The sequence below is a fragment of the Streptomyces prunicolor genome (assembly GCF_045162825.1).
Classification (GTDB): Bacteria; Actinomycetota; Actinomycetes; order Streptomycetales; family Streptomycetaceae; genus Streptomyces; species Streptomyces prunicolor.
The window spans coordinates 427,742-446,080 of sequence record NZ_CP108676.1 but is presented as its reverse complement, the minus strand read 5'-3'; the positions used below and the strand labels follow the sequence as shown (position 1 = coordinate 446,080).

Genomic DNA, 18,339 nt, shown 5'->3' with positions numbered 1-18,339 from the left:
AACCCCTGTCAGGAAGCGAGTTCGACGATGGTGGCGTTGGCGGTGCCGCCGCCCTCGCACATGGTCTGCAGGCCGTAGGGGATCCCGTGGTCCCGCATGTGGTGGATCATCCGGGTCATCAGGACGGCACCCGACGCGCCGAGCGGGTGCCCGAGCGCGATGGCGCCGCCGAGCGGGTTGAGCAGCGCCGGGTCCGCGCCGGTCTCGGCCAGCCAGGCGAGCGGGATCGGTGCGAAGGCCTCGTTGACCTCGAAGACGCCCACCTCGGAGAGTCCCACTCCGGCCTTGCGCAGCACCTTCTCGGTCGCCGGGATCGGTCCGGTCAGCATGAGGACGGGATCGGAGCCGGTGACCACGCCCGCGCGGTAGCGGACGATCGGTGTCAGCCCCAACTCGCGGGCTTTTTCAGGGGTGGTGACCAGCAGCGCGGCGGCTCCGTCGGAGATCTGGGAGGAGTTGCCCGCGTGGATCACCCCGTCCTCCTGGAAGGACGGTTTCAGCTTGGCGAGAGTGTCGACGCTCGTGCCACGCCGAATGCCTTCGTCCACTGTCACCGAGTCCGTCTCGACGCTCACCGGCACGATCTGCGCCTCGAACGCCCCGCCGTCCTGCGCGGCCGCCGCCCGCTCGTGCGACAGCGCGGAGAACTCGTCGAGGACACCTCGTCCCAGCCCCCACTTCTGCGCGATCTTCTCCGCAGAGACACCCTGGTTGAAGGAGAACCCCTCGTAACGGTCGAGGACTTGAGGCCCGTACGGCACACCGCCGGCCCGTGAGGCCCCGAGCGGGACTCGGCTCATCACCTCGACGCCGCCCGCCACCACGACGTCCTGCTGACCGGACATGACCGCCTGGACGGCGAAGTCCAGCGCCTGCTGGCTCGAACCGCAGGCCCGGTTCACCGTGGTCCCCGGAATGGTCTCGGGCCAGCCCGCGGCCAGCACCGCGTAGCGGCCGATGTTGCTCGACTGGTCGCCCAACTGGCCGACGCAGCCCCACACCACGTCGTCGACGACCTCGGGATCAAGACCCGTGCGGTCGACGAGCGCGTTCAGGACGACGGCGGAGAGATCGGCCGCGTGCACACCGGCCAGACCGCCGTTCCGCTTCCCGACGGCGGTACGGACCGCCTCCACCACCACTGCCTCACGCATCACATGCCCTCCGTAGCTTTCGGCGCGGCTGTTCCCGGCACCGCTGTTCCCGGCACCGCCCAGCGCCCCGTGTAGCGAGGTGGGCGCTTCTCCACGAAGGCGGCATACGCCTCCGGGACGTCTGCCGTGGCGAAGTTCATGGCCTGCGCCCGCACCTCACCGGCAAGGGCCTCGCGCAGGGTGCGATCGGCGTTCTCGTTCAGGAGCGCCTTGTTCTGGGCGAGCGCGACCGGCGCTCCGGCCACCAGTCGTGCGGCGAGGTCGTCCACGAAGGCGTCGATCTTGTCGGCGCCCACGACCCACGTCACCAGGTTCAGTGCGTGGGCCTCCTCGGCGCCGATCGTCTCGGCCAGCAGCACGAGCCGTTTCGCCTGCTGCAGCCCCACGAGCTTCGGCAGCAGCCAGGAGCCGCCGCAGTCCAGGGAGAGGGCGCGGCGCGCGAAGATCTGCGAGAACGTGGTTTCCGGAGTGGCCACGACGAAGTCGCAGCCCAGGGCGAGATTCCAACCCGCGCCGACCGCCACGCCGTTCACCTTGGCGATGGTGGGGACCGCCAACTCGTGCAGCAGCAGCGTGACCTCGCTCAGGGTCCGCATCCGGTACAGGGGATGCTCGGTGCTGACGCCGTTACGGATATCGGCCCCGGAGCAGAACGCGCCGTCGGCACCGGTCAGGACCAGCGCACGCACCGTACGGTCGCTGCCCGCCGCGGAGAGTGCCGCTCTCAGGGCGTCCCACAGCTCGGCGTCGATCGCGTTCTTACGGTGGGGTCGGTTCAGGGTGAGGGTGCGCACGCCCTCGGCGTCGCTCGTCACGAGAACCGGGTGAACCGGGAGAACCGCATGGACCGAATCAACCGGCCGCCCACTCATCGCACCGCCCCCTGCGCCCGGAGAACGGCGATCTCCTCGTCCGCCAGCCCGAGTTCGGCCAGCACGGCGTCCGTGTGCTGACCGAGAGCGGGAATCGCGCCCATCGGAGGGTCGTACCCGGCGATGACCGGAGGCGGCAGCAGAGCCGGGACCGGACCCGACGGGGTGTCGATCTCGCGCCACCGGTCGCGGGCCCGCAGATGCGGGTGGGCGATGACGTCGCTGGGCGTGTTGTAGCGGGAGTTGCCGATCCCGGCCGCGTCCGCGCGGTCCTGCACGTAGGCGAGATCATGCCGGGCGCACCAGGCGCTGATCTCCGGCTCCAGCACGGCTCGGTGCTCCACCCGCCCGGCGTTGCTCGCGAAGCGCGGGTCGTCCGCGAGATCGGGCCGGTCGATCAACTCCCGTGCCAGGCGCTGCCATTCACGGTCGTTCGTCGTACCGAGGACCACGGTGTGGCCGTCGGCGGTGCGATGGGCGCCGTACGGTGCGACGGCGGGGGAGCTCATGCCGAGCGGCTGTTGCTCGATGCCGGAGTGGCGGGTGTAGGTGAGCGGATATCCCATCAGCTCCGTCATCGTGTCGAACAGGCTCACCGCGACGGACGAGGCCGCGGGGCCGACCCCGCGTTCCCTGCCGCACAGCAGCGCGACGATCGACAGGGCGGCGTAGAGGCCGCTGCACACGTCGGCGACCGGTGGACCCGGCTTGGCCGGTGCTCCGGGGTGGCCCGTCACCGCGCAGGCGCCCGACTCGGCCTGGACGAGAAGGTCGTAGGCGCGCTTGTGGGAGAGGGGGCCGCCGGGGCCGTAGCCATCGATCTCGACGGCGATGAGTTCGGGGTGGCGGGTCTTCAAGTCGTCGGGGGAGATGCCGAGTTTGGCCGTGGTACCCGGTGTGAGGTTGGAGACGAGGACGTCGGCGCGTTCCAGCAGGCGGTGCAGGACGCTCATGCCGCCGGGTGTCTTCAGGTCCAGGGCCACCGACTCCTTGCCCCGGTTGACCCACACGAAGTGCGCGCCCAGCCCCTTGACCACGTCGTCGTAGTGGCGGGCGAAGTCGCCGCCCTGTGGGTTCTCCACCTTGATCACCCGGGCGCCGAAGTCGCCGAGTGTGCGGGTGCACATGGGAGCGGAGATCGCCTGCTCCAGCGCGACCACGGTGATTCCGGCCAGCGGCCCTGTCGTTGTCGTCGTCTCGGAACTCGTCATCTCAGATCGTCGCGTCTCGGCTCGCGGCCGTAAACCGGTCACGGAGTTCGTCCTTCAGCACCTTCTGGCTTGCGTTGCGCGGGAGTTGGTCGACGAAGCGGACATGCCGGGGGACCTTGAAGTTGGCCATGTGTTCGCGGGCCCAGGCGATGACGTCCGTCTCGGTCGGGGTGTGGTCCGGTGGTGCGACCACGAAGGCACAGCCGACCTCGCCGAGCCGTTCGTCGGGAACTCCGATCACGGCGACCTGGTGGACGTTCTCGCAGTCGAGAAGCAGCTTCTCTATCTCCGCCGGGTAGGCGTTGAAGCCGCCGACGATGTACAGCTCCTTCTTGCGGTCGACGATCGCGAGGTTGCCGTCGTCGTCGAGCCGCCCGATGTCCCCGGTGTGCAGCCAGCCCTCGGCGTCGATGGTCGCGGCGGTGGCGTCGGGGTCGTCCCAGTAGCCGCGGGTGACGTTGAAGCCGCGGACGAGGATCTCGCCGTCGAGGCCGATCGGGACGTCGAGTCCGTCGGCGGCGACGATCCGGACCTGGACACCGGGAATGGCACTTCCCGTGGTGTGAGCGACCGTCTCCTCGGAGTCCCCGACGCGTGTCGTGGTCACCAGCGCTGTCGACTCGGTGAGGCCGTAGGCGCTCATCACGATGTCGAACGACAACTCCGTTTTCATGGCGCGGATCAGCGATTCCGGAATCGTCGTACCGCCTGTCATGGAGACCCGCAGTGACGACAGGTCGTGCGCGGCACGGTCCGGGTGGTTGACCAGGTCGTGGAAGATGGTCGGCGGCCCGAGGAGGATGCTCACGCCCTCCCGCGCGATGAGGTCCAGCGCCCGCCCGGCGTCGAAGACGGGCATGGGGATGACGGTCACGCCGTGCATGAGCGAGGCCAGCCAGCCGGCCTTGTATCCGAAGCAGTGGAAGAAGGGCGGGATCACCAGGAAGGTGTCGGAGGCCTCGAAGGTGTACTCCTTCGCCATCCACCCGTAGGCGCGCAGGGACTGGCCGTGGGTGAGCAGCACGCCCTTCGGGTGGCCGGTCGTGCCGGACGTGAACATCACGTCGGACACGTCGTCCGGCGTCAACCGGTCGATCGACTCATGCGCCGCGGACGCGGAAACGCCCTCTCCGGCGCCGAGAAAGTCGTTCCAGGCCAGCTCGGCAGCCCCTTGCGGACCGAGAACGGACACTGTCTTCTGCAGGGCCGGCAGTCCCGGATCGGCCTTCCGGAGTTCGCCGACGTAGTCGTTGCCCAGGAAGGGTGAGGCGAAGACGGCCGCCGCCTCCGACTTGCGCAGGATGTACGAGAGTTCCTGCGCCTTGAACCGCGTGTTGAGCGGAACCAATATCGCCCCGGCGCCGTGGATGCCCAGCGCGGCGAAGATCCACTCCGCCGAGTTGGGGGCGCACAGCCCGACCCGGTCGCCCGGCTTGATGCCGAGTGCCATGGTGGCGCGGACCGAGTCGACCAACTGCTCCGCCAGCTCCCGGAACGTCCACCGGCGGTCACCGTCGATGAGCGCGGTGGCGTCCCCGAAGCGCTTGGCCGCCAGCCTGATGACGTTCGGGATGCTTTGGAATTCGTCGTCGTAGCGCATCAGTTGGCTCCAGGGCTAGCCGTTCGAGGGCAGATGCAGGATCCGCTTGGCGATGATGTTCCGCTGGATCTGGGAGGTGCCGCCGTAGACGGAGGCCGCACGGGAGTAGAGGTAGTCGCCGAACAACTCACCGCCCTCTCCGGAGAGTTCGGCCGGGAAGACCTCAAGTGCCGTGTCGTAGAGCCGCTGTTCGGTCCTCGTCATCAGCAGCTTGTCCACGGACGACTCCGGGCCGGCGACCTGCCCGGCGAGACGTTCGGCGGTACGGCGGCGGGCGTGCGCCACCAGGACCTCGTAGTCCACGACACACCGGCCGATCCGGGACAACAGCCCGTCGGGCAGGCTGCCTTGACGCTCGGCGGCGTGGCGTTGCAGCCGTTCGACGAGCAGCCCGTACTTCGAGATGTGCCCGGTGTCGAGGGCGTTGCGCTCGTACGACACCGTCGTCATGGCCAGCGCCCAGCCGACCCCCTCGGCCCCGATGCGTTCGGACTCCTCGATGCGGACGTCGTCCAGGAACAGCTCGCAGAACTCGTCGTCGCCGTTGGCCGCGCGCAGCGGCCGTACCGTCACGCCGGGTCGGTCCAGCGGGAGGACGAACGCCGAGATCGACTTGTGGGCCGGTGCCGAGCGGTCGGTGCGGGCCAGCAGCAGGCACTGGCCGGAGTACTGGGCGTAGCTCGTCCAGAGCTTCTGCCCGCGCGCCGTGTAGTGGTCGTCGTGCCGCTCGGCGAAGGTGCTCATGCCCGCCAGGTCCGAACCGGCACCGGGCTCGCTGAAGCCCTGGCACCACACCTCGTCACCGGCCAACATCCTTGGCAGGAACCGTAGTCGCTGTTCCTCCGAGCCGAACTCCAGCAGGGCGTGGGCGAGATAGCCGATCCGGGGGACCCCCGGGGCCCGGCAGGCGCCGAGTTCGTCACTGATCGCGACCTGGTGCAGCGCGGTCAGGCCCCGGCCACCGTAGCGCTCCGGGACGTCGAGGCCGACCCAGCCGCCCGAGTGCAGCAGCCGGTGCCAGCGGCGGAGGAAGACCGGTACCGGTTCGCCCGACTGCCGCTCGGGGAGCGGGTGTTCGGTCAGCCAGGCACGGAACTCCCGCCGCAGCCGGTCCAGATCGGCCGGGTCGCCGAAGTCCAGCGGGGTGTCGGTCATCGCGTCACCTTCGGTGCCGCCAGCGCCGGGAGCAGATCGGCTGTCGTGGCGAGCAGCGTCGTGCCCAGCCGCACCTTGCGCAGATACAGGTGCGCGATGTGCTCCCACGTCTGGGCGATACCGCCGAAGACCTGCATCCCCGCGTAAACCGCGTCCAGCGCCGAGGAGTTGACCTCCGCCTTCGCGACCCGTGCCGCCGCCAGGGCCCGCTCCGGTGGTTCGTTGTCGAGACACCAGGCCGCGTAACGCGTGACGCTGGTGCACGCCTCCACCAGGACCGTCGCGTCCGCGAGGAGATGCTGTACGGCCTGGAAGGAGCCGATGGTCTGTCCGTACTGGCGGCGATCGCGGGCGTACTGCACCGCCTGCTCCACCAACGAGCCTGCCGCGCCGACGAGTTCGGCGGTCACGACGACAAGGGCGTATGCCTGCCAACGGAGTTGGTCGGCGGCGGCGAGTCGGCCGACGACCTCCACGGGAGCATCCGACGGCACCGCACGCACCGCGCGCACGAGATCCGTGCTCGGTGCCGCCGGGCCCAACTCGACCCGGTTGACCGTCCCTTCGGCCGTGACGCAGAGCGCGCTGTCGGCTCCCTCGCAGTCCCAGGCGACGAGATCCGTCGGTGCCCGGCCGGGGAAGCGGAGTTCGCGGGTGAGCGCGATGGTGGGAGTCCCGGGTGAGGCGTCGTCGCCGAGGAGGCGGAGCAACTCCGGGGCCAGCAGGACCGTTCCGAGCAGCGAGGTCGTGAGGGGGCGGCGACCGTGTTCCTCCGCGAGCAGCGCGCACTCCTGGGCGGTCGCCGCCGGGGGAGAGGTGCGCCGTAGATCTGCCAAACCCGTGTCGTCCAGGGCTTGTTGGGCTGTCGTCCGGGTCGACGGCTTCACTTCGTCCGCCGAGGTCACGCCGTGCCGGGTGGCGAGCGAGCGCACCATGTCGCGGACCAGGACGAACTCCTCGGGGTCCACGCTCAGTTCTCCTCAGGGGGGTTCGCGCGCAGTTCGGCGCGGGCGGCGAGTTCGGTGATGATGCGGATGTGGTCCGGGCTGGTCATCGTGGCCCGCTCGGCCATCAGCGCCGCCTCCATACCGCCGCGCGAGACCTGCTCGACGACCGCCGCGAGGGCCAGCTTGGTGGCGCGGAGGGCCTCGGCGGGCTGGGCCGCGAGCCGGTGGGCCAGGGTGAGTGCCTCGCGCATGAGGTCGTCGGGCGGGACCGTGCGGTTGGCGAGGCCGAGTTCGACCGCCTTGGGGGCGGGGATGCGGTCCCCGGTGAAGAGGTACTCCTTCACGCGCAGCAGGCTGGTGAGCATCGGCCAGAGAGTGACTCCGCCGTCGCCGGCCACCAGGCCCACCGAGATGTGCGGGTCCGCGAAGTAGGCGTCCTCGGAGATCAGCACCAGGTCGCAGGCCAGGGCGAGGCTGCAACCCAGGCCCACCGCCGGGCCGTTGACGGCGGCGATCACCGGCAGCGGGAAGCGGATCATCTCGGTCTGGATGGTGCGGTCGAGGCGGATCGACCGCTCCCGCAGCTCCGGGTCGGTGTGGTGCCGTAGGAGATGGTCGAAGTCGCCGCCGGCGCTGAACGCGCGGCCCGCGCCGGTGAGGACGACGGCCCGGGCCTTCGTGTCGTCCGCGAGTTCGCGCCACACCTCGGACAAGCGTCGGTGCAGTTCCTCGGACACGCCGTTCAGCCGGTCGGGGCGGTTGAGGGTGACGATGCGGACGTCTCCGTCGGCGGCCACGGTCAGCACGGGGGTCACCTTGCTCATACCGTGATGGTATTAAAGGTCAGACCGAAACTGTCAATGGTGTTGCACGAAGAAGAGAATCACATTCTCACCTTCGGTTGGGTCAGTTCTCGGGATCTGTGAGCTCCACGCCGTCCCGGCGGTCAACCTCGGCCGCCGCCCGGGCGAAGCCGCACACATGGCGCGTCATCCGGCGCGTCGCCGCCTCGCTGTCGCGGTCCCGGATCGCCTCGGTGATCCGGGCGTGCGCGCGGGCGGTGAGCTTGCGGATGTCCGCGTCCATGAACTGCTCGATGTTGGTGGCCGCGTGGATCGACTGCGAGAGAGCGCTCATGAACCCGATGAGAAGCTCGTTCTCGCCGGCCCGCGCCACGGCGTTGTGCCAGTGGATGTTGGCGCGCAGGAAGCGCTGGATGTCGTCCCCGGCCGCGACGAGGTCCGCGTGGGCCTCGTCCAGCTCCGCGAGGTCGGCGTCCGTGCGGCGCCTGGCCGCCAGTGCCGCGCACGCGGGCTCGATCGCCTCCCGGGTCTCGTGCAGGTCCTCAAGGCGGATCCGCTGCCCCCGGATCACCAGCCGCACGGTGTTCGCAAGGGATTCACGGCCCGGCCGGTGCACGAAGGCGCCGCCCCCGCGCCCCGGCCTGATCTCCAGCAGCCGTTCGACCTCCAGGATGCGCAGCGCCTCGCGTACCGTCGCCCGGCTCAGTCCCGTCTGCTCGACCAGTTGCCGTTCCGGCGGCAGCGCCATGCCCTCGGTGAACTCCCCGGAGAGAATCCGCTCCCGCACCTCCGCCGCCAGCACGTCCGAGGCCTTGGGGACGGTGAGCGTGTCGAAGCGTGGCCGGGGTCCACCGGCCGTAGCGCGTCCCCGGAGGGTGCGGGAAGGGTGCTCGGCGCTCTGCACAGGTTCAGGCCTCTCGTCGGAAGCCGCGCTCTTCGGCCTCTTTGGCTGAACCATTCAACACAGCACGCGCGCCGCCTGTCATATCACCGCGCCGCCTGTCACATCACCGTGCCGCACAGCACGCGCCCGCCCCTCACATCACCATGCCGCCGTCCACCGGCAGGACCTGCCCGGTGATGAACGACGCGGCGTCCGAGGCGAGGAACACGAAACTGCCCGCGATCTCCGCCGGCTCGGCCCATCGCCCCAGCGGAATACGGGCGAGCATCTGGGCCGAGAACTTCTCGTTGGTGCGGATGGTCTCCGTCATGGGCGTGGCGGCCAGCGGCGCCAACGCGTTCACGAGAATGCGCTTGCGCGCGAGTTCGCGGGCCAGGGACTTCGTCAGCCCGATGATCCCGGCTTTCGCGGCCGAGTAGTTGACCTGCCCGAGTGTGCCGACCAGGCCCGCCGACGAGGTGACGTTGATGATCCGCCCCCTGCCGTCCTCCGGCAGGAACGGCAGCGCGGCCTGCGCGCAGTGGAACGTGCCCATCACGTGGATGTCGAGGACCCGCCGGAACGCCTCCTCCTCCAGCTTGTCGAACATGGCAGGCGCGATGACCCCGGCGTTGTTCACGAGGATGTGCAGCGTCCCGTCGGCGAGCGTCGCCGCGCGTGCCACGGCCGCGTCGGCGGCGGACCGGTCCCGTACGTCGAGTGCGGCGCTGTCCGCGGTCAGGCCGGCGGCGTTGATCTTCCCCGCGACGGCCGCCGCGGCCGACTCGTCGACGTCGGTCACCAGCACCGCGGCACCCGCGCGCGCCAGCGCCTCGGCGACCGCGGAACCGATGCCGCCCCCGGCGCCGGTGACCAGCGCCGACCGTCCCGTGAGGTCGAACAGGCCTGTGCTGTCGGTCATTCAGTAGCTCCTCGGGAGTCCCAGCGTGTGTGATCCCAGGTAGTTCAGGATCATTTCCTGACTGATCGGTGCGATGCGCATGAGGCGGGCCTCGCGGAAGTAGCGGGCCACGGCGTACTCCTCGGAGTAGCCCATGCCCCCGTGTGTCTGCACGGCCCGGTCGGCCGCCGTGAACCCGGCGTCGGCGCACAGGTACTTGGCGGTGTTCGCCTCCCGCCCGCAGGGCCTCCCGCTGTCGTACAGCCAGGTCGCCTTGCGCAGCACGAGTTCCGCCGCGTCGAGGCGGGTCAGGGAGTCGGCGAGGGGGAACTGGATGGCCTGGTTCATGCCGATCGGGCGGCCGAAGACGATGCGCTCCTTGCCGTACTGGACCGCCCTGTCGAGTGACGCGCGGCCGATGCCGAGGGCCTCCGCGGCGATCAGCATGCGCTCCGGGTTGAGGCCGTCGAGGAGGTAGCGGAAGCCCTGGCCCTCCTCGCCGACGCGGTCCTCGACCGGGATGCGCAGGTCGTCGATGAAGAGCTCGTTCGAGGTGACGGCGTTGCGGCCCATCTTCGGAATCGGGCGGATGTCGATCCGGTCGCGGTCGATGTCCGTCAGGAACAGGGTCATCCCGTCGGTCTTCTTGGCGACCTCGTCCGCCTTGCTGGTGCGGGTCAGCAGCAGGATCTTCTCGGACTCCATGGCCTTGGAGATCCACACCTTGCGGCCGTTGACGACGTAGTGGTCGCCGTCCCGTCGTGCGTACGTCGTGATGCTCGCGGTGTCGAGACCCGCGCCCGGTTCGGTGACGCCGAAACAGACATGCAGGTCGCCGTTGGCGATGCGCGGGAGTGTGCGGCGCTTCAGCTCCTCGGAGCCGTGCACCACCACCGGATGCATGCCGAAGATGGACAGGTGGATCGCGCTGGCCGCGTTCATGCCGCCGCCCGACCTTGCCACCTCCTCCAGCAGCAGGCTGGCCTCGGTGATGCCGAGGCCGTGGCCGCCGTACTCCTCCGGGATCGTGATCCCGAGCCAGCCGCCGCCCGCGACGGTGTCGTAGAACTCCGTCGGGAACTCGTGCGCCTGGTCCTTCGCCATCCAGTACTGGTCGTCGAAGTCGCGCAGCAGTCCGGCGACGGACTTGCGGATCGTTTCCTGGTCCTCGGTCAGTTCGAAGTCCATGCACGGACCCTTCTTCGGTTCCGGTGGCGAAACATATCAAAGGTCAGACCGAAGCAGTAGAGGCATACCGTCGAGTCGGCACCGTCCTACCGTCGAGTAATATCGCGCGGCAGGCCATCAGAGGAGGAACCGTGTCGCGGTCCGAACGCTCGTCGCTGCTGCTCGCCGGTCTGTTGGCGACCGCGGGAGTCGCCCACTTCGCCGCACCGAGACAGTTCGACGCGACGATCCCGAGCGCCCTGCCCGGGTCGCCCCGGACCTGGACGTACGCGAGCGGTGTCGTCGAGCTGGCGCTGGCCGCGGGGATCGCGGCGCCGCGCACCCGGCGTACGGCCGCGCTGGCCGCGGCGGGCTTCTTCGTGGGCGTGTTCCCCGCCAACGTGAAGATGGCGCTGGACTGGCGGGACCGGCCGACCCCGCAGAAAGCGGCGGCCTACGGGCGGCTGCCTCTGCAGGTGCCTCTCGTACTGTGGGCACGCAATGTCGCGAAGAATGGGGAGGGACGGTCATGACAGGACGCCTGAACGTCGGTGACAAGGTTGAGGACTTCACGCTGCCGGACGAGACCGGCGCCGAGCGCAGCCTCACGGAACTGCTCACCGAGGGGCCGGTGGTGCTGTTCTTCTACCCGGCCGCCCTGTCCGCCGGCTGCACCGCCGAGGCCTGCCACTTCCGTGACCTGGCCGCCGAGTTCGCGGCGGTCGGCGCGCGGCCCGTCGGCATCAGCGGTGACTCCGTCGACAAGCAGCAGGAGTTCGCCGGGAAGCACACGCTCGGCATGCCGCTCCTCTCGGACGCCGACGGGACGATCCGGGAACGGTTCGGGGTGAAACGCGGGTTCTCGCTGGCGCCCACCAAGCGGGCCACCTTCGTCATCGGCGAGGACCGCACGATCCTGGAGGTCGTCTCCAGCGAGCTGCGGATGAACACCCACGCCGACCGCGCCCTCGCCGCACTCCGTACCCACCGGAAGTGACACAGGGACCACAAATGCCGTAGCGCGGTTGTTGCGGCGCGGTAATGGGACCATCCTGGACGATATGGAGCAGGCCTCCGCCACGGCGGTCATCAATGCCCGAGGCATCGTGACGGGGTGGAGCGACGGTGCCCGGACACTGACGGGATACCCGGCCGAGGAGGCCGTGGGCCGGTCGGTGGCGGCACTGCTCGCCGAACCCCCCTCCACCACGGCCCTGGCCGCGCTGGCGGGCCCCTTGGTCCTACGACACCGGGACGGAACCCCGCTCTCCCTCACCGTGCGGGCGTGCCCGGTGCTCGGCGCGGACGGCGCACCGGACGGATACGTCATCACCGCCGAGCCCCTCGCTGAACCGGCACCGGCACCCGTGCCCGCACCTGTGCCCGCAGCCGTGCCCACCTTGGCGGAGCAGGCTTTCCAGCAGGCGTCGATGTCGCTCTCCGTCTTCGACACCGAGCAGCGCTACCTCCGCCTCAACGGCGTCGCCTGCCGGGTGATGGGAGTGCCCGAGGACGTCCTGATCGGCCGGTACTTCCCGGAGAGCGTGGAGGACGCCGAACACAGCCACAGCTTCCTGAACAACCTGCGCCTGGTCGCCGAGACGGGCAGACCGGTCCGCTACAACAGTTGGGCCGGTGCTCCCGCGCTGAACAGGGAGCACGCCTGGAGCATCGAGATGTGGCCTCTCAAGGACGACTCCGGCGAGGTGACCGGGGTCGCCCTCTCGGCGATCGACAGCACCGAGCAGTACCTCGCCCAGCAGCGGCTGGCCCTGCTGAACGAGGCGGCAGCCGGTATCGGCACCACCCTCGACGTGGTCCGCACCGCCGAGGAGCTGGTGGAGATCCTGGTGCCGCGCTATGCCGACTTCGCCAGCGTGGACCTGCTGCCGTGGGTGCTCGGCGCGGACGAACCACCGCCTACCCCGGACGGCGAGATCGTGCTGCGGCGCGTCGCCCACGGCTCCGTCATCGAGGGCGCACCGGATGCCGCCGTGCACCTGGGGCAGGCGGACGTCTACCCGCCGTCCTCGCCGCCTGTGCGTGCCCTGCGTGAGGGGAGAGCGGTGCGCGGTCAGGCGGGCGAACCCGACTTCGCCCGCTGGGTCGAGGAACGCAACGCGCGCTTCCCCGAGGGCAGTTCGTACCGCAAGGGCGTCCACTCGATGATCGCGGTGCCATTGCGGGCGCGGGGCACCACCCTCGGCGTCGCGGTGGGTGTCCGCGTGGCCAACCCGGAAGACTACGCGGCCGACGACGCCGTACTCGCCGAGGAGTTGGCCAGCCGGGCCGCCGTCTGCATCGACAACGCGCGCCGCTTCGCCCGTGAGCGCTCCACCGCGCTCGCCCTCCAACACAGCCTGCTTCCCAGGGACTTGCCCGGGCAGGCGGCGGTCGAGGTGGCCCACCGCTATCTGCCCTCCGGGTCGCTCGCGGGCATCGGCGGCGACTGGTTCGACGTCATCCCGCTGTCCGGCAGCCGGGTCGCCCTGGTCGTCGGCGATGTCGTCGGCCACGGCATCCCGTCCTCGGCGACCATGGGCCGTCTCTGCACGGCCGTCCGCACCCTGGCCGACGTGGACCTTCCGCCGGACGAACTCCTCACCCACCTCGACGACTTGGTCACCCACCTCGCGACGGACGACACCGGCGACGAGGTCGCGGAACTCGGCGCCACCTGTCTCTACGCCGTCTACGACCCGGTCTCGCGCCGCCTCACCATGGCCGCCGCCGGACATCCGCCGCCGGCCGTCGTGCTGCCCGACGGGACCGCGAGCCTCGTCCCCATGACCGCGGGACCACCGCTCGGCGTCGGCGGACTCCCTTTCGAGTCAGTGGAGTTGGAGCTGCCCGAGGGGGCTGTCGTCGCCCTGTACACGGACGGTCTGATCGAGGACCGGGACCGGGACATCGACCACGCCACCGCCGAGCTGTGCCGCGCGCTGACCACGTCGGCCGAGTCGCTGGACGCGCTGTGCGACGAGGTGCTGAAGGCCGTGATGCCGGAGGAACCCAGCGACGACGTGGCCCTGTTGCTGGTGCGTACCAGGGCGTTGGGCGCCGACCGGGTCGCCACCTGGGACATCGAACCCGACCCCGCGCACGTGGCTGGAGCCCGGCAGGCCGCCACCGAGCAACTCACCGCCTGGGGACTGGACGAGGAGGCCTTCGTCACGGAACTCGTCGTCAGCGAACTCGTGACCAACGCCATCCGGTACGGCGAACCGCCCATCCAGCTCCGCCTGATCCGTGACTCCGCCCTCATCTGCGAGGTCTCCGACGGCAGTTCGACCTCACCGCATCTGCGCCGAGCCCACGCCTACGACGAGGGCGGGCGCGGACTTCTCCTCGTCGCGCAGCTCACCCAGCGCTGGGGCAGTCGGCAGACCGGCAGCGGCAAGACGATCTGGGCGGAACAGCCGCTGCCGACCGACTGACAGCTCGGCTCACTCGAAGGGGCAGCCCGGGTTCGGCGCGTCCTCCGAGAACGGTGATCCGTGCGGCAGGACGTACAGCACGTCGAGGACGAGAGGGACGTTCCCCAGATTGCGGCCGATGTGCACATTGCCCGAACCGGCCGGCTCCTGGATGGGGTTGCCCGCCCGGTACACGCCGTCGGAGGCGCAGCTGGAGTCGAAGTGGCTGAGCGTGCCCTGCTTGACGATGCCGTAGAGCGGGCCGTCGTGGTAGTGCCAGCCGGTGGCCTGGCCGGGCGGAATGGTGATCTCGCGCAGGGTGTAGTCGGTGTCGCCGATCGTCGTCTGGCTGATCAGTGTGGCGGTGACTCCGGGCCCCGCCGGGGTCGCCTGGGCGGTGCCGCCGACCAGTAGAGCGGCGGCGGCCACCGACCCGGTCACGGCGGTACGGAACGCGGTGCGCATACGAGAACCTTCCGATGAGATCCTGAGCATCCGCCGTGAACATAGAGGCAGGGAAGGCGAGTTGGGGGCAGAAACGCCGACTCCCACCCCCGGAACTCCCAGAGTTTCCCTGAGCCCCGGTGACTTCCCGGAAACTCTCAGAACTCCTCGTGCGTCTCCGGGTCCCCGCCCAGCCGCTGCGGCGTGTGGTCGGCGATGGCGGCCAGCTGGGCCGGGCCGAGTTCGAAGCCGAAGATGTCGAGGTTCGCGCGCTGCCGGTCGGGGTCCGCCGACTTGGGGATCGGGATGGCCCCGAGCTGGGTGTGCCAGCGCAGCACCACCTGGGCCGGTGTCACATCGAAGGCCTCGGCGACCGTCACGACGGCGGGGTCGTTCAGCAGCTCGGAACCGCGCCCGAGAGGGCTCCAGCTCTCGGTGAGAACGCCCTTCTCGGCATCGAAGGCGCGCAGTTCGTCCTGCGGGAACAGCGGGTGCAGCTCGATCTGGTTGACGGAGGGCAGGACGCCGGTCTCCTTCTCCAACTGCTCGATGTGCCCGGGGGTGAAGTTCGAGACGCCGATCGACCGGACGAGACCCTCCTCACGGAGCTTGATCATCGCCTTCCAGGAATCGACGAACTTGCCGACGCGGGGCAGCGGCCAGTGGATCAGATACAGGTCCACGTGCTCGACGCCCAGTCGCGCCCGGGACTCCTCGAAGGACGCGAGGGTCTCCTCGTAGCCGTGGTGGCGACCCGGCAGCTTCGTCGTCACGAGGATCTCCTCGCGCGGCACGTCACTGCGGGCGATGCCACGGCCGACGCCGGTCTCGTTGCGGTAGTTCGTCGCCGTGTCCACCAGGCGGTAGCCCAGGCGCAACGCACCGTCGACGGCCTCCTCGGCCGTGGCGTCGTCCATCGGCCAGGTGCCCAGGCCGATGGCGGGGATCTTCGTTCCGTCGTTGAGCGTGTGCGTGGGGATGCTGATCACGGTCGGACCTTCCCTTGACTGTGCGGCACACCCAGTATGGGCGGGCAGTCCCACGCTCGCCGGACCAAGGCCGTCCCGCCCGGTGGAAAAGCCGTCCCGGAGCCTTCCGTGAGCTGCTCCGGCGTGGAGCAGCCGCCGTGCCCGCGATCCGCGAGGGGCTCGACCACACCCACCCGCTGGTGCGCGAACAGTGCTGCAAGCTGCTGGACGAGTTGCTCGTCCGGGACGCCGTGGACGACCTGACCGCCCGGCTCGACGACCCCGACGCGCGGGTGCGGATCGCGGCCGTGCACGCGTTGTCCTGCGACCGGTGCAAGCCGGACGCGGCGGCCTGCTTCCCGGACCGTCTCGCGCTGCTGCCCCGGGGCATCCGACTCCTGGAGCGGGACCAGGACCCGCAGGTGCGGGCCAGGGCCGTCGAACTCGTCGGACTGTGGGTGCACAGCCGCCCTCGCGGCACTGAGCCGCGCCCGCGCCGACGATCCGTCCCCGGTCGTCCGCAAGAAGGCCGGGTGGTACACGCCCGGCGGTCCCGTTCCTCGCCGGACCGCTCCCGGGCCCGCACGTGCCGCGCGGCGCGGAGCCGAGGCGGACCGGGGCGCTGTCGCCCCGCGCGGGGATCGCTGACACGATCTTCCTTGGAACCCGTACGACCTGGGTACGACCCGGTGGGGGGCCTGGTGCGGACGACCGGCCGGGCACGTACGACGACGGAGCGGGCATGACGACGGACAGCAGCGGTACGACGACGGACGGGACGGTGCGGGTGGACGGCATGGAGGTGCGGCCCGCCTCCGGGCACATCGGGGCCGAGATCACCGGTGTCGACCTGGCCGGTGAGCTCGACGACGCCGTGGTCGCCGCGATCCGCGCGGCGGTGCTGCGCTGGAAGGTCGTGTTCTTCCGCGGGCAGCGGCTCGACCACACCGGGCATGTCGCGTTCGCGCGCCGGTTCGGGGAACCCGTCGTGCTCGGGCGGCGCGGCAGCGCGTCACCGGCCGGCTTCCCCGAGGTCGAAACGACCGCCGACCGGCTGGAGTTGGGCGGACGCTTCGGCATGGAGCAAGAGGAGTGGCTGGAGCGGCGCAGGCACACACTTTTGCGTGGGTGGCACTGCGATCACGGCGCCCGCGTCGACCCGCCGGCCGCGACGATCCTGCGCGCGGAGACCGTCCCGCCGTACGGCGGCGACACCACCTGGTCGAATCTGGCCGCCGCCTACGCCGGACTGTCGCAGCCGGTAAGGGAGTTCGTGGACGGGCTGCGGGCCGAGCACCGGCTCGGCGTCGGCTATCAGCCGCGGCCCGGCGACGACGCGTACGTCCGCCACCTCCTGGACCACCAGGTCGCCTCGGTGCACCCGCTGGTACGGGTGCACCCCGAGACGGGGGAGCGGGTGCTGTTCGTCAACGGCTACTACCTGGAGCAGATCACCGATATCTCCCGCGCGGAGAGCGCCGCGATCCTGGAGATGCTGCTCGCGCAGGCGACCCGGCCCGAGTACACGGTCCGGTTCCGCTGGGAGCCGGGCAGCGTGGCCTTCTGGGACAACCGGGCCACCATCCATCTCGCCCCCAGCGACAACGCCCACCTCGGCTTCCCGCGGACCATGCACCGGGTGATGCTCACCGGCGACATACCGGTCGGCGTCGACGGCAAGTCGTCGGACCCGATCGTCGGCACCGAGCCCGGCCGCTGGTGACATCGAGGTCAGACGGTGGGCTTCCACCCGAGCGCCGGCCCCAGCTTCGTCGCCATGTCAGTGAGGATCTGTACGTAGTCCTCGTGCTCGAAGGTGAACGGCAGCGCGAACGCCACCTCGTCGATCTCCCTGAACGCGGCGTGCGCGTGCAGGAGTTCGGCGATCTCGTCGGAGGTGCCGACGATGTCCGGCGCGAACATCAGCCGGGCCGGGCCCTGCGGTGATGTCGTACGGGGAGTGCGCTTGCGGGCGAACTCCCCGTATTTCGCGCGCTGTTCGGGCGAGGCGGAGTCGGTCGGGATGACCACCAGGCCCTGCGAGACCCGGGCCGCCTCGCCGTCGGGGTGGTGGGCGCGGAACGTACGGACGTGGGAGAGCTGGATCTCCGCGAAGTCCCTTGACTCGCCCGGCCCTTCGGCCTTGACGACACTGCTCGTCAGGAAGTTCATCCCGTGCTCGCCCGCCCACTTCGCCGAGCCCGCGCTGCCGCCGCCGTACCAGAGGCGCTGTCCCAGACCGGGGGAGTGCGGCTGCACCCGGTCCGAGAACACCTCGAAGCCCTCGACCCCGCTGAAGTCGGTGGCCGGTTCACCCCGCACGAAGTCCAGGAGCCGCCGCACCCGCTCGTAGCTGAAGTCCTCGACGTCGGCCGTGTCGGGGTACAGCGCCTCCTTGAGCTGGTCGAAGTGCATCGGCGGGCCGACACTCACGCCCGGGTTGATGCGGCCCCCGGACAGGATGTCGACGGTCGCCAGGTCCTCCGCCAGCCGCAGCGGGTTCTCCCAGCCGAGCGGGATCACCGCCGTGCCGAGTTCGATACGGCTGGTGCGCTGCGAGGCCGCCGCCATCACCGCGACCGGGGAGGAGATGCCGTACTGGAGGTGGCGGTGGCGCAGCCAGGCGCTGTCGAAGCCGAGGCGCTCGCCCAGTTCGATGATCTCCAGCGTCGACTCGTGGCCCCGGCGCGGATCGGCCTCGTCGAACAGGCCGATGGTGAGGAAGCCCAGCTTCCGCAACGGGCGTGAGGTGGGCGGCACGGGCTCCTCCGGCGGTCGTACGTCAGTTCTGTTCTGTCCCGATTGTGACAGGCGAACG

General features: G+C 70.2%; 18 protein-coding genes. 5 read left to right on the top strand and 13 right to left on the bottom strand.

The window, feature by feature from the left end:
• Nucleotides 1-8: 8 nt before the first annotated feature.
• From OG588_RS01955 to OG588_RS01910, 10 genes are all read right to left on the bottom strand, one after another.
• Nucleotides 9-1,154: a thiolase family protein gene (locus OG588_RS01955; protein WP_405945741.1), complete on the bottom strand. Its 1,146-nt coding sequence runs from the start codon at nt 1,152-1,154 to the stop codon at nt 9-11.
• Nucleotides 1,154-1,969, bottom strand: a complete 816-nt coding sequence (locus OG588_RS01950; protein ID WP_405945740.1) for an enoyl-CoA hydratase/isomerase family protein — start codon at nt 1,967-1,969, stop codon at nt 1,154-1,156. Before OG588_RS01950 ends, OG588_RS01955 begins: the two co-directional genes overlap by 1 nt.
• 53 nt (nt 1,970-2,022) lie before the next feature.
• Nucleotides 2,023-3,237, bottom strand: a complete 1,215-nt coding sequence (locus OG588_RS01945; RefSeq protein WP_405945739.1) for a CaiB/BaiF CoA transferase family protein — start codon at nt 3,235-3,237, stop codon at nt 2,023-2,025.
• A gap of 1 nt (nt 3,238) precedes the next feature.
• On the bottom strand, nt 3,239-4,837 hold the full coding sequence (locus OG588_RS01940) for a FadD3 family acyl-CoA ligase (RefSeq protein ID WP_405945738.1): 1,599 nt from the start codon (nt 4,835-4,837) through the stop codon (nt 3,239-3,241).
• Between the two features lie 15 nt (nt 4,838-4,852).
• Nucleotides 4,853-5,992: an acyl-CoA dehydrogenase family protein gene (locus tag OG588_RS01935; RefSeq protein ID WP_405945737.1), complete on the bottom strand. Its 1,140-nt coding sequence runs from the start codon at nt 5,990-5,992 to the stop codon at nt 4,853-4,855.
• Nucleotides 5,989-6,960 carry an acyl-CoA dehydrogenase family protein gene (locus tag OG588_RS01930; protein ID WP_366095210.1) on the bottom strand — a complete coding sequence of 324 codons (972 nt, stop codon included), beginning with the start codon at nt 6,958-6,960 and terminating at the stop codon, nt 5,989-5,991. The genes OG588_RS01935 and OG588_RS01930 overlap by 4 nt, the downstream gene beginning before the upstream one ends.
• A gap of 2 nt (nt 6,961-6,962) precedes the next feature.
• On the bottom strand, nt 6,963-7,763 hold the full coding sequence (locus OG588_RS01925; RefSeq protein WP_398844509.1) for an enoyl-CoA hydratase/isomerase family protein: 801 nt from the start codon (nt 7,761-7,763) through the stop codon (nt 6,963-6,965).
• 82 nt (nt 7,764-7,845) lie between these two features.
• Complete coding sequence (locus tag OG588_RS01920) at nt 7,846-8,646, bottom strand: FadR/GntR family transcriptional regulator (protein ID WP_405945736.1); 801 nt, start codon at nt 8,644-8,646, stop codon at nt 7,846-7,848.
• Between the two features lie 133 nt (nt 8,647-8,779).
• Entirely contained in the window at nt 8,780-9,547 is a 768-nt protein-coding gene (locus OG588_RS01915) for an SDR family NAD(P)-dependent oxidoreductase (RefSeq protein ID WP_366095213.1), read from the bottom strand.
• Nucleotides 9,548-10,714 (bottom strand): acyl-CoA dehydrogenase family protein, encoded by a 1,167-nt coding sequence (locus tag OG588_RS01910; protein WP_366095214.1) that lies wholly within the window; start codon nt 10,712-10,714, stop codon nt 9,548-9,550.
• 131 nt (nt 10,715-10,845) lie between these two features.
• Between OG588_RS01910 and OG588_RS01905 the strand changes: the two genes are divergently transcribed.
• The 3 genes from OG588_RS01905 (at nt 10,846) to OG588_RS01895 (ending at nt 14,130) form a co-directional block, all read left to right on the top strand.
• On the top strand, nt 10,846-11,226 hold the full coding sequence (locus OG588_RS01905) for a DoxX family protein (protein ID WP_405945735.1): 381 nt from the start codon (nt 10,846-10,848) through the stop codon (nt 11,224-11,226).
• Nucleotides 11,223-11,690, top strand: a complete 468-nt coding sequence (locus OG588_RS01900; RefSeq protein ID WP_398844517.1) for a peroxiredoxin — start codon at nt 11,223-11,225, stop codon at nt 11,688-11,690. Before OG588_RS01905 ends, OG588_RS01900 begins: the two co-directional genes overlap by 4 nt.
• A 64-nt stretch (nt 11,691-11,754) precedes the next feature.
• Nucleotides 11,755-14,130 (top strand): SpoIIE family protein phosphatase, encoded by a 2,376-nt coding sequence (locus tag OG588_RS01895; RefSeq protein ID WP_405945734.1) that lies wholly within the window; start codon nt 11,755-11,757, stop codon nt 14,128-14,130.
• A 9-nt stretch (nt 14,131-14,139) separates the two neighbouring features.
• On the opposite strand, the gene OG588_RS01890 is transcribed toward OG588_RS01895, so the two are convergent.
• Nucleotides 14,140-14,574, bottom strand: a complete 435-nt coding sequence (locus tag OG588_RS01890) for a cupin domain-containing protein (protein ID WP_366095219.1) — start codon at nt 14,572-14,574, stop codon at nt 14,140-14,142.
• 137 nt (nt 14,575-14,711) lie between these two features.
• Entirely contained in the window at nt 14,712-15,542 is an 831-nt protein-coding gene (locus OG588_RS01885) for an aldo/keto reductase (RefSeq protein ID WP_405945733.1), read from the bottom strand.
• A 137-nt stretch (nt 15,543-15,679) separates the two neighbouring features.
• Between OG588_RS01885 and OG588_RS01880 the strand changes: the two genes are divergently transcribed.
• Together OG588_RS01880 and OG588_RS01875 are read left to right on the top strand one after the other, a co-directional pair.
• The gene (locus OG588_RS01880) at nt 15,680-16,267 is read left to right on the top strand and encodes a HEAT repeat domain-containing protein (RefSeq protein WP_405945732.1); all 588 of its coding nucleotides are present in this window, start codon (nt 15,680-15,682) and stop codon (nt 16,265-16,267) included.
• Nucleotides 16,264-17,244, top strand: a complete 981-nt coding sequence (locus OG588_RS01875; RefSeq protein WP_405945731.1) for a TauD/TfdA dioxygenase family protein — start codon at nt 16,264-16,266, stop codon at nt 17,242-17,244. Before OG588_RS01880 ends, OG588_RS01875 begins: the two co-directional genes overlap by 4 nt.
• An 8-nt stretch (nt 17,245-17,252) precedes the next feature.
• Here the strand turns inward: OG588_RS01875 and OG588_RS01870 are convergent, their stop codons facing one another.
• Complete coding sequence (locus tag OG588_RS01870) at nt 17,253-18,281, bottom strand: LLM class flavin-dependent oxidoreductase (RefSeq protein WP_398844529.1); 1,029 nt, start codon at nt 18,279-18,281, stop codon at nt 17,253-17,255.
• Between the last annotated feature and the right edge of the window lie 58 nt (nt 18,282-18,339).

Excerpts from the sequence above, each read along its gene's own strand:
- OG588_RS01945 (WP_405945739.1), bottom strand. The coding sequence starts at position 3,237 with ATGACGAGTTCCGAGACGACGACAACGACAGGGCCGCTGGCCGGAATC.
- OG588_RS01935 (WP_405945737.1), bottom strand. The coding sequence starts at position 5,992 with ATGACCGACACCCCGCTGGACTTCGGCGACCCGGCCGATCTGGACCGG.
- OG588_RS01875 (WP_405945731.1), top strand. The coding sequence starts at position 16,264 with ATGACGACGGACAGCAGCGGTACGACGACGGACGGGACGGTGCGGGTG.
- OG588_RS01915 (WP_366095213.1), bottom strand. The coding sequence starts at position 9,547 with ATGACCGACAGCACAGGCCTGTTCGACCTCACGGGACGGTCGGCGCTG.
- OG588_RS01940 (WP_405945738.1), bottom strand. The coding sequence starts at position 4,837 with ATGCGCTACGACGACGAATTCCAAAGCATCCCGAACGTCATCAGGCTG.
- OG588_RS01955 (WP_405945741.1), bottom strand. The coding sequence starts at position 1,154 with ATGCGTGAGGCAGTGGTGGTGGAGGCGGTCCGTACCGCCGTCGGGAAG.
- OG588_RS01900 (WP_398844517.1), top strand. The coding sequence starts at position 11,223 with ATGACAGGACGCCTGAACGTCGGTGACAAGGTTGAGGACTTCACGCTG.
- OG588_RS01890 (WP_366095219.1), bottom strand. The coding sequence starts at position 14,574 with ATGCGCACCGCGTTCCGTACCGCCGTGACCGGGTCGGTGGCCGCCGCC.
- OG588_RS01910 (WP_366095214.1), bottom strand. The coding sequence starts at position 10,714 with ATGGACTTCGAACTGACCGAGGACCAGGAAACGATCCGCAAGTCCGTC.
- OG588_RS01895 (WP_405945734.1), top strand. The coding sequence starts at position 11,755 with ATGGAGCAGGCCTCCGCCACGGCGGTCATCAATGCCCGAGGCATCGTG.
- OG588_RS01925 (WP_398844509.1), bottom strand. The coding sequence starts at position 7,763 with ATGAGCAAGGTGACCCCCGTGCTGACCGTGGCCGCCGACGGAGACGTC.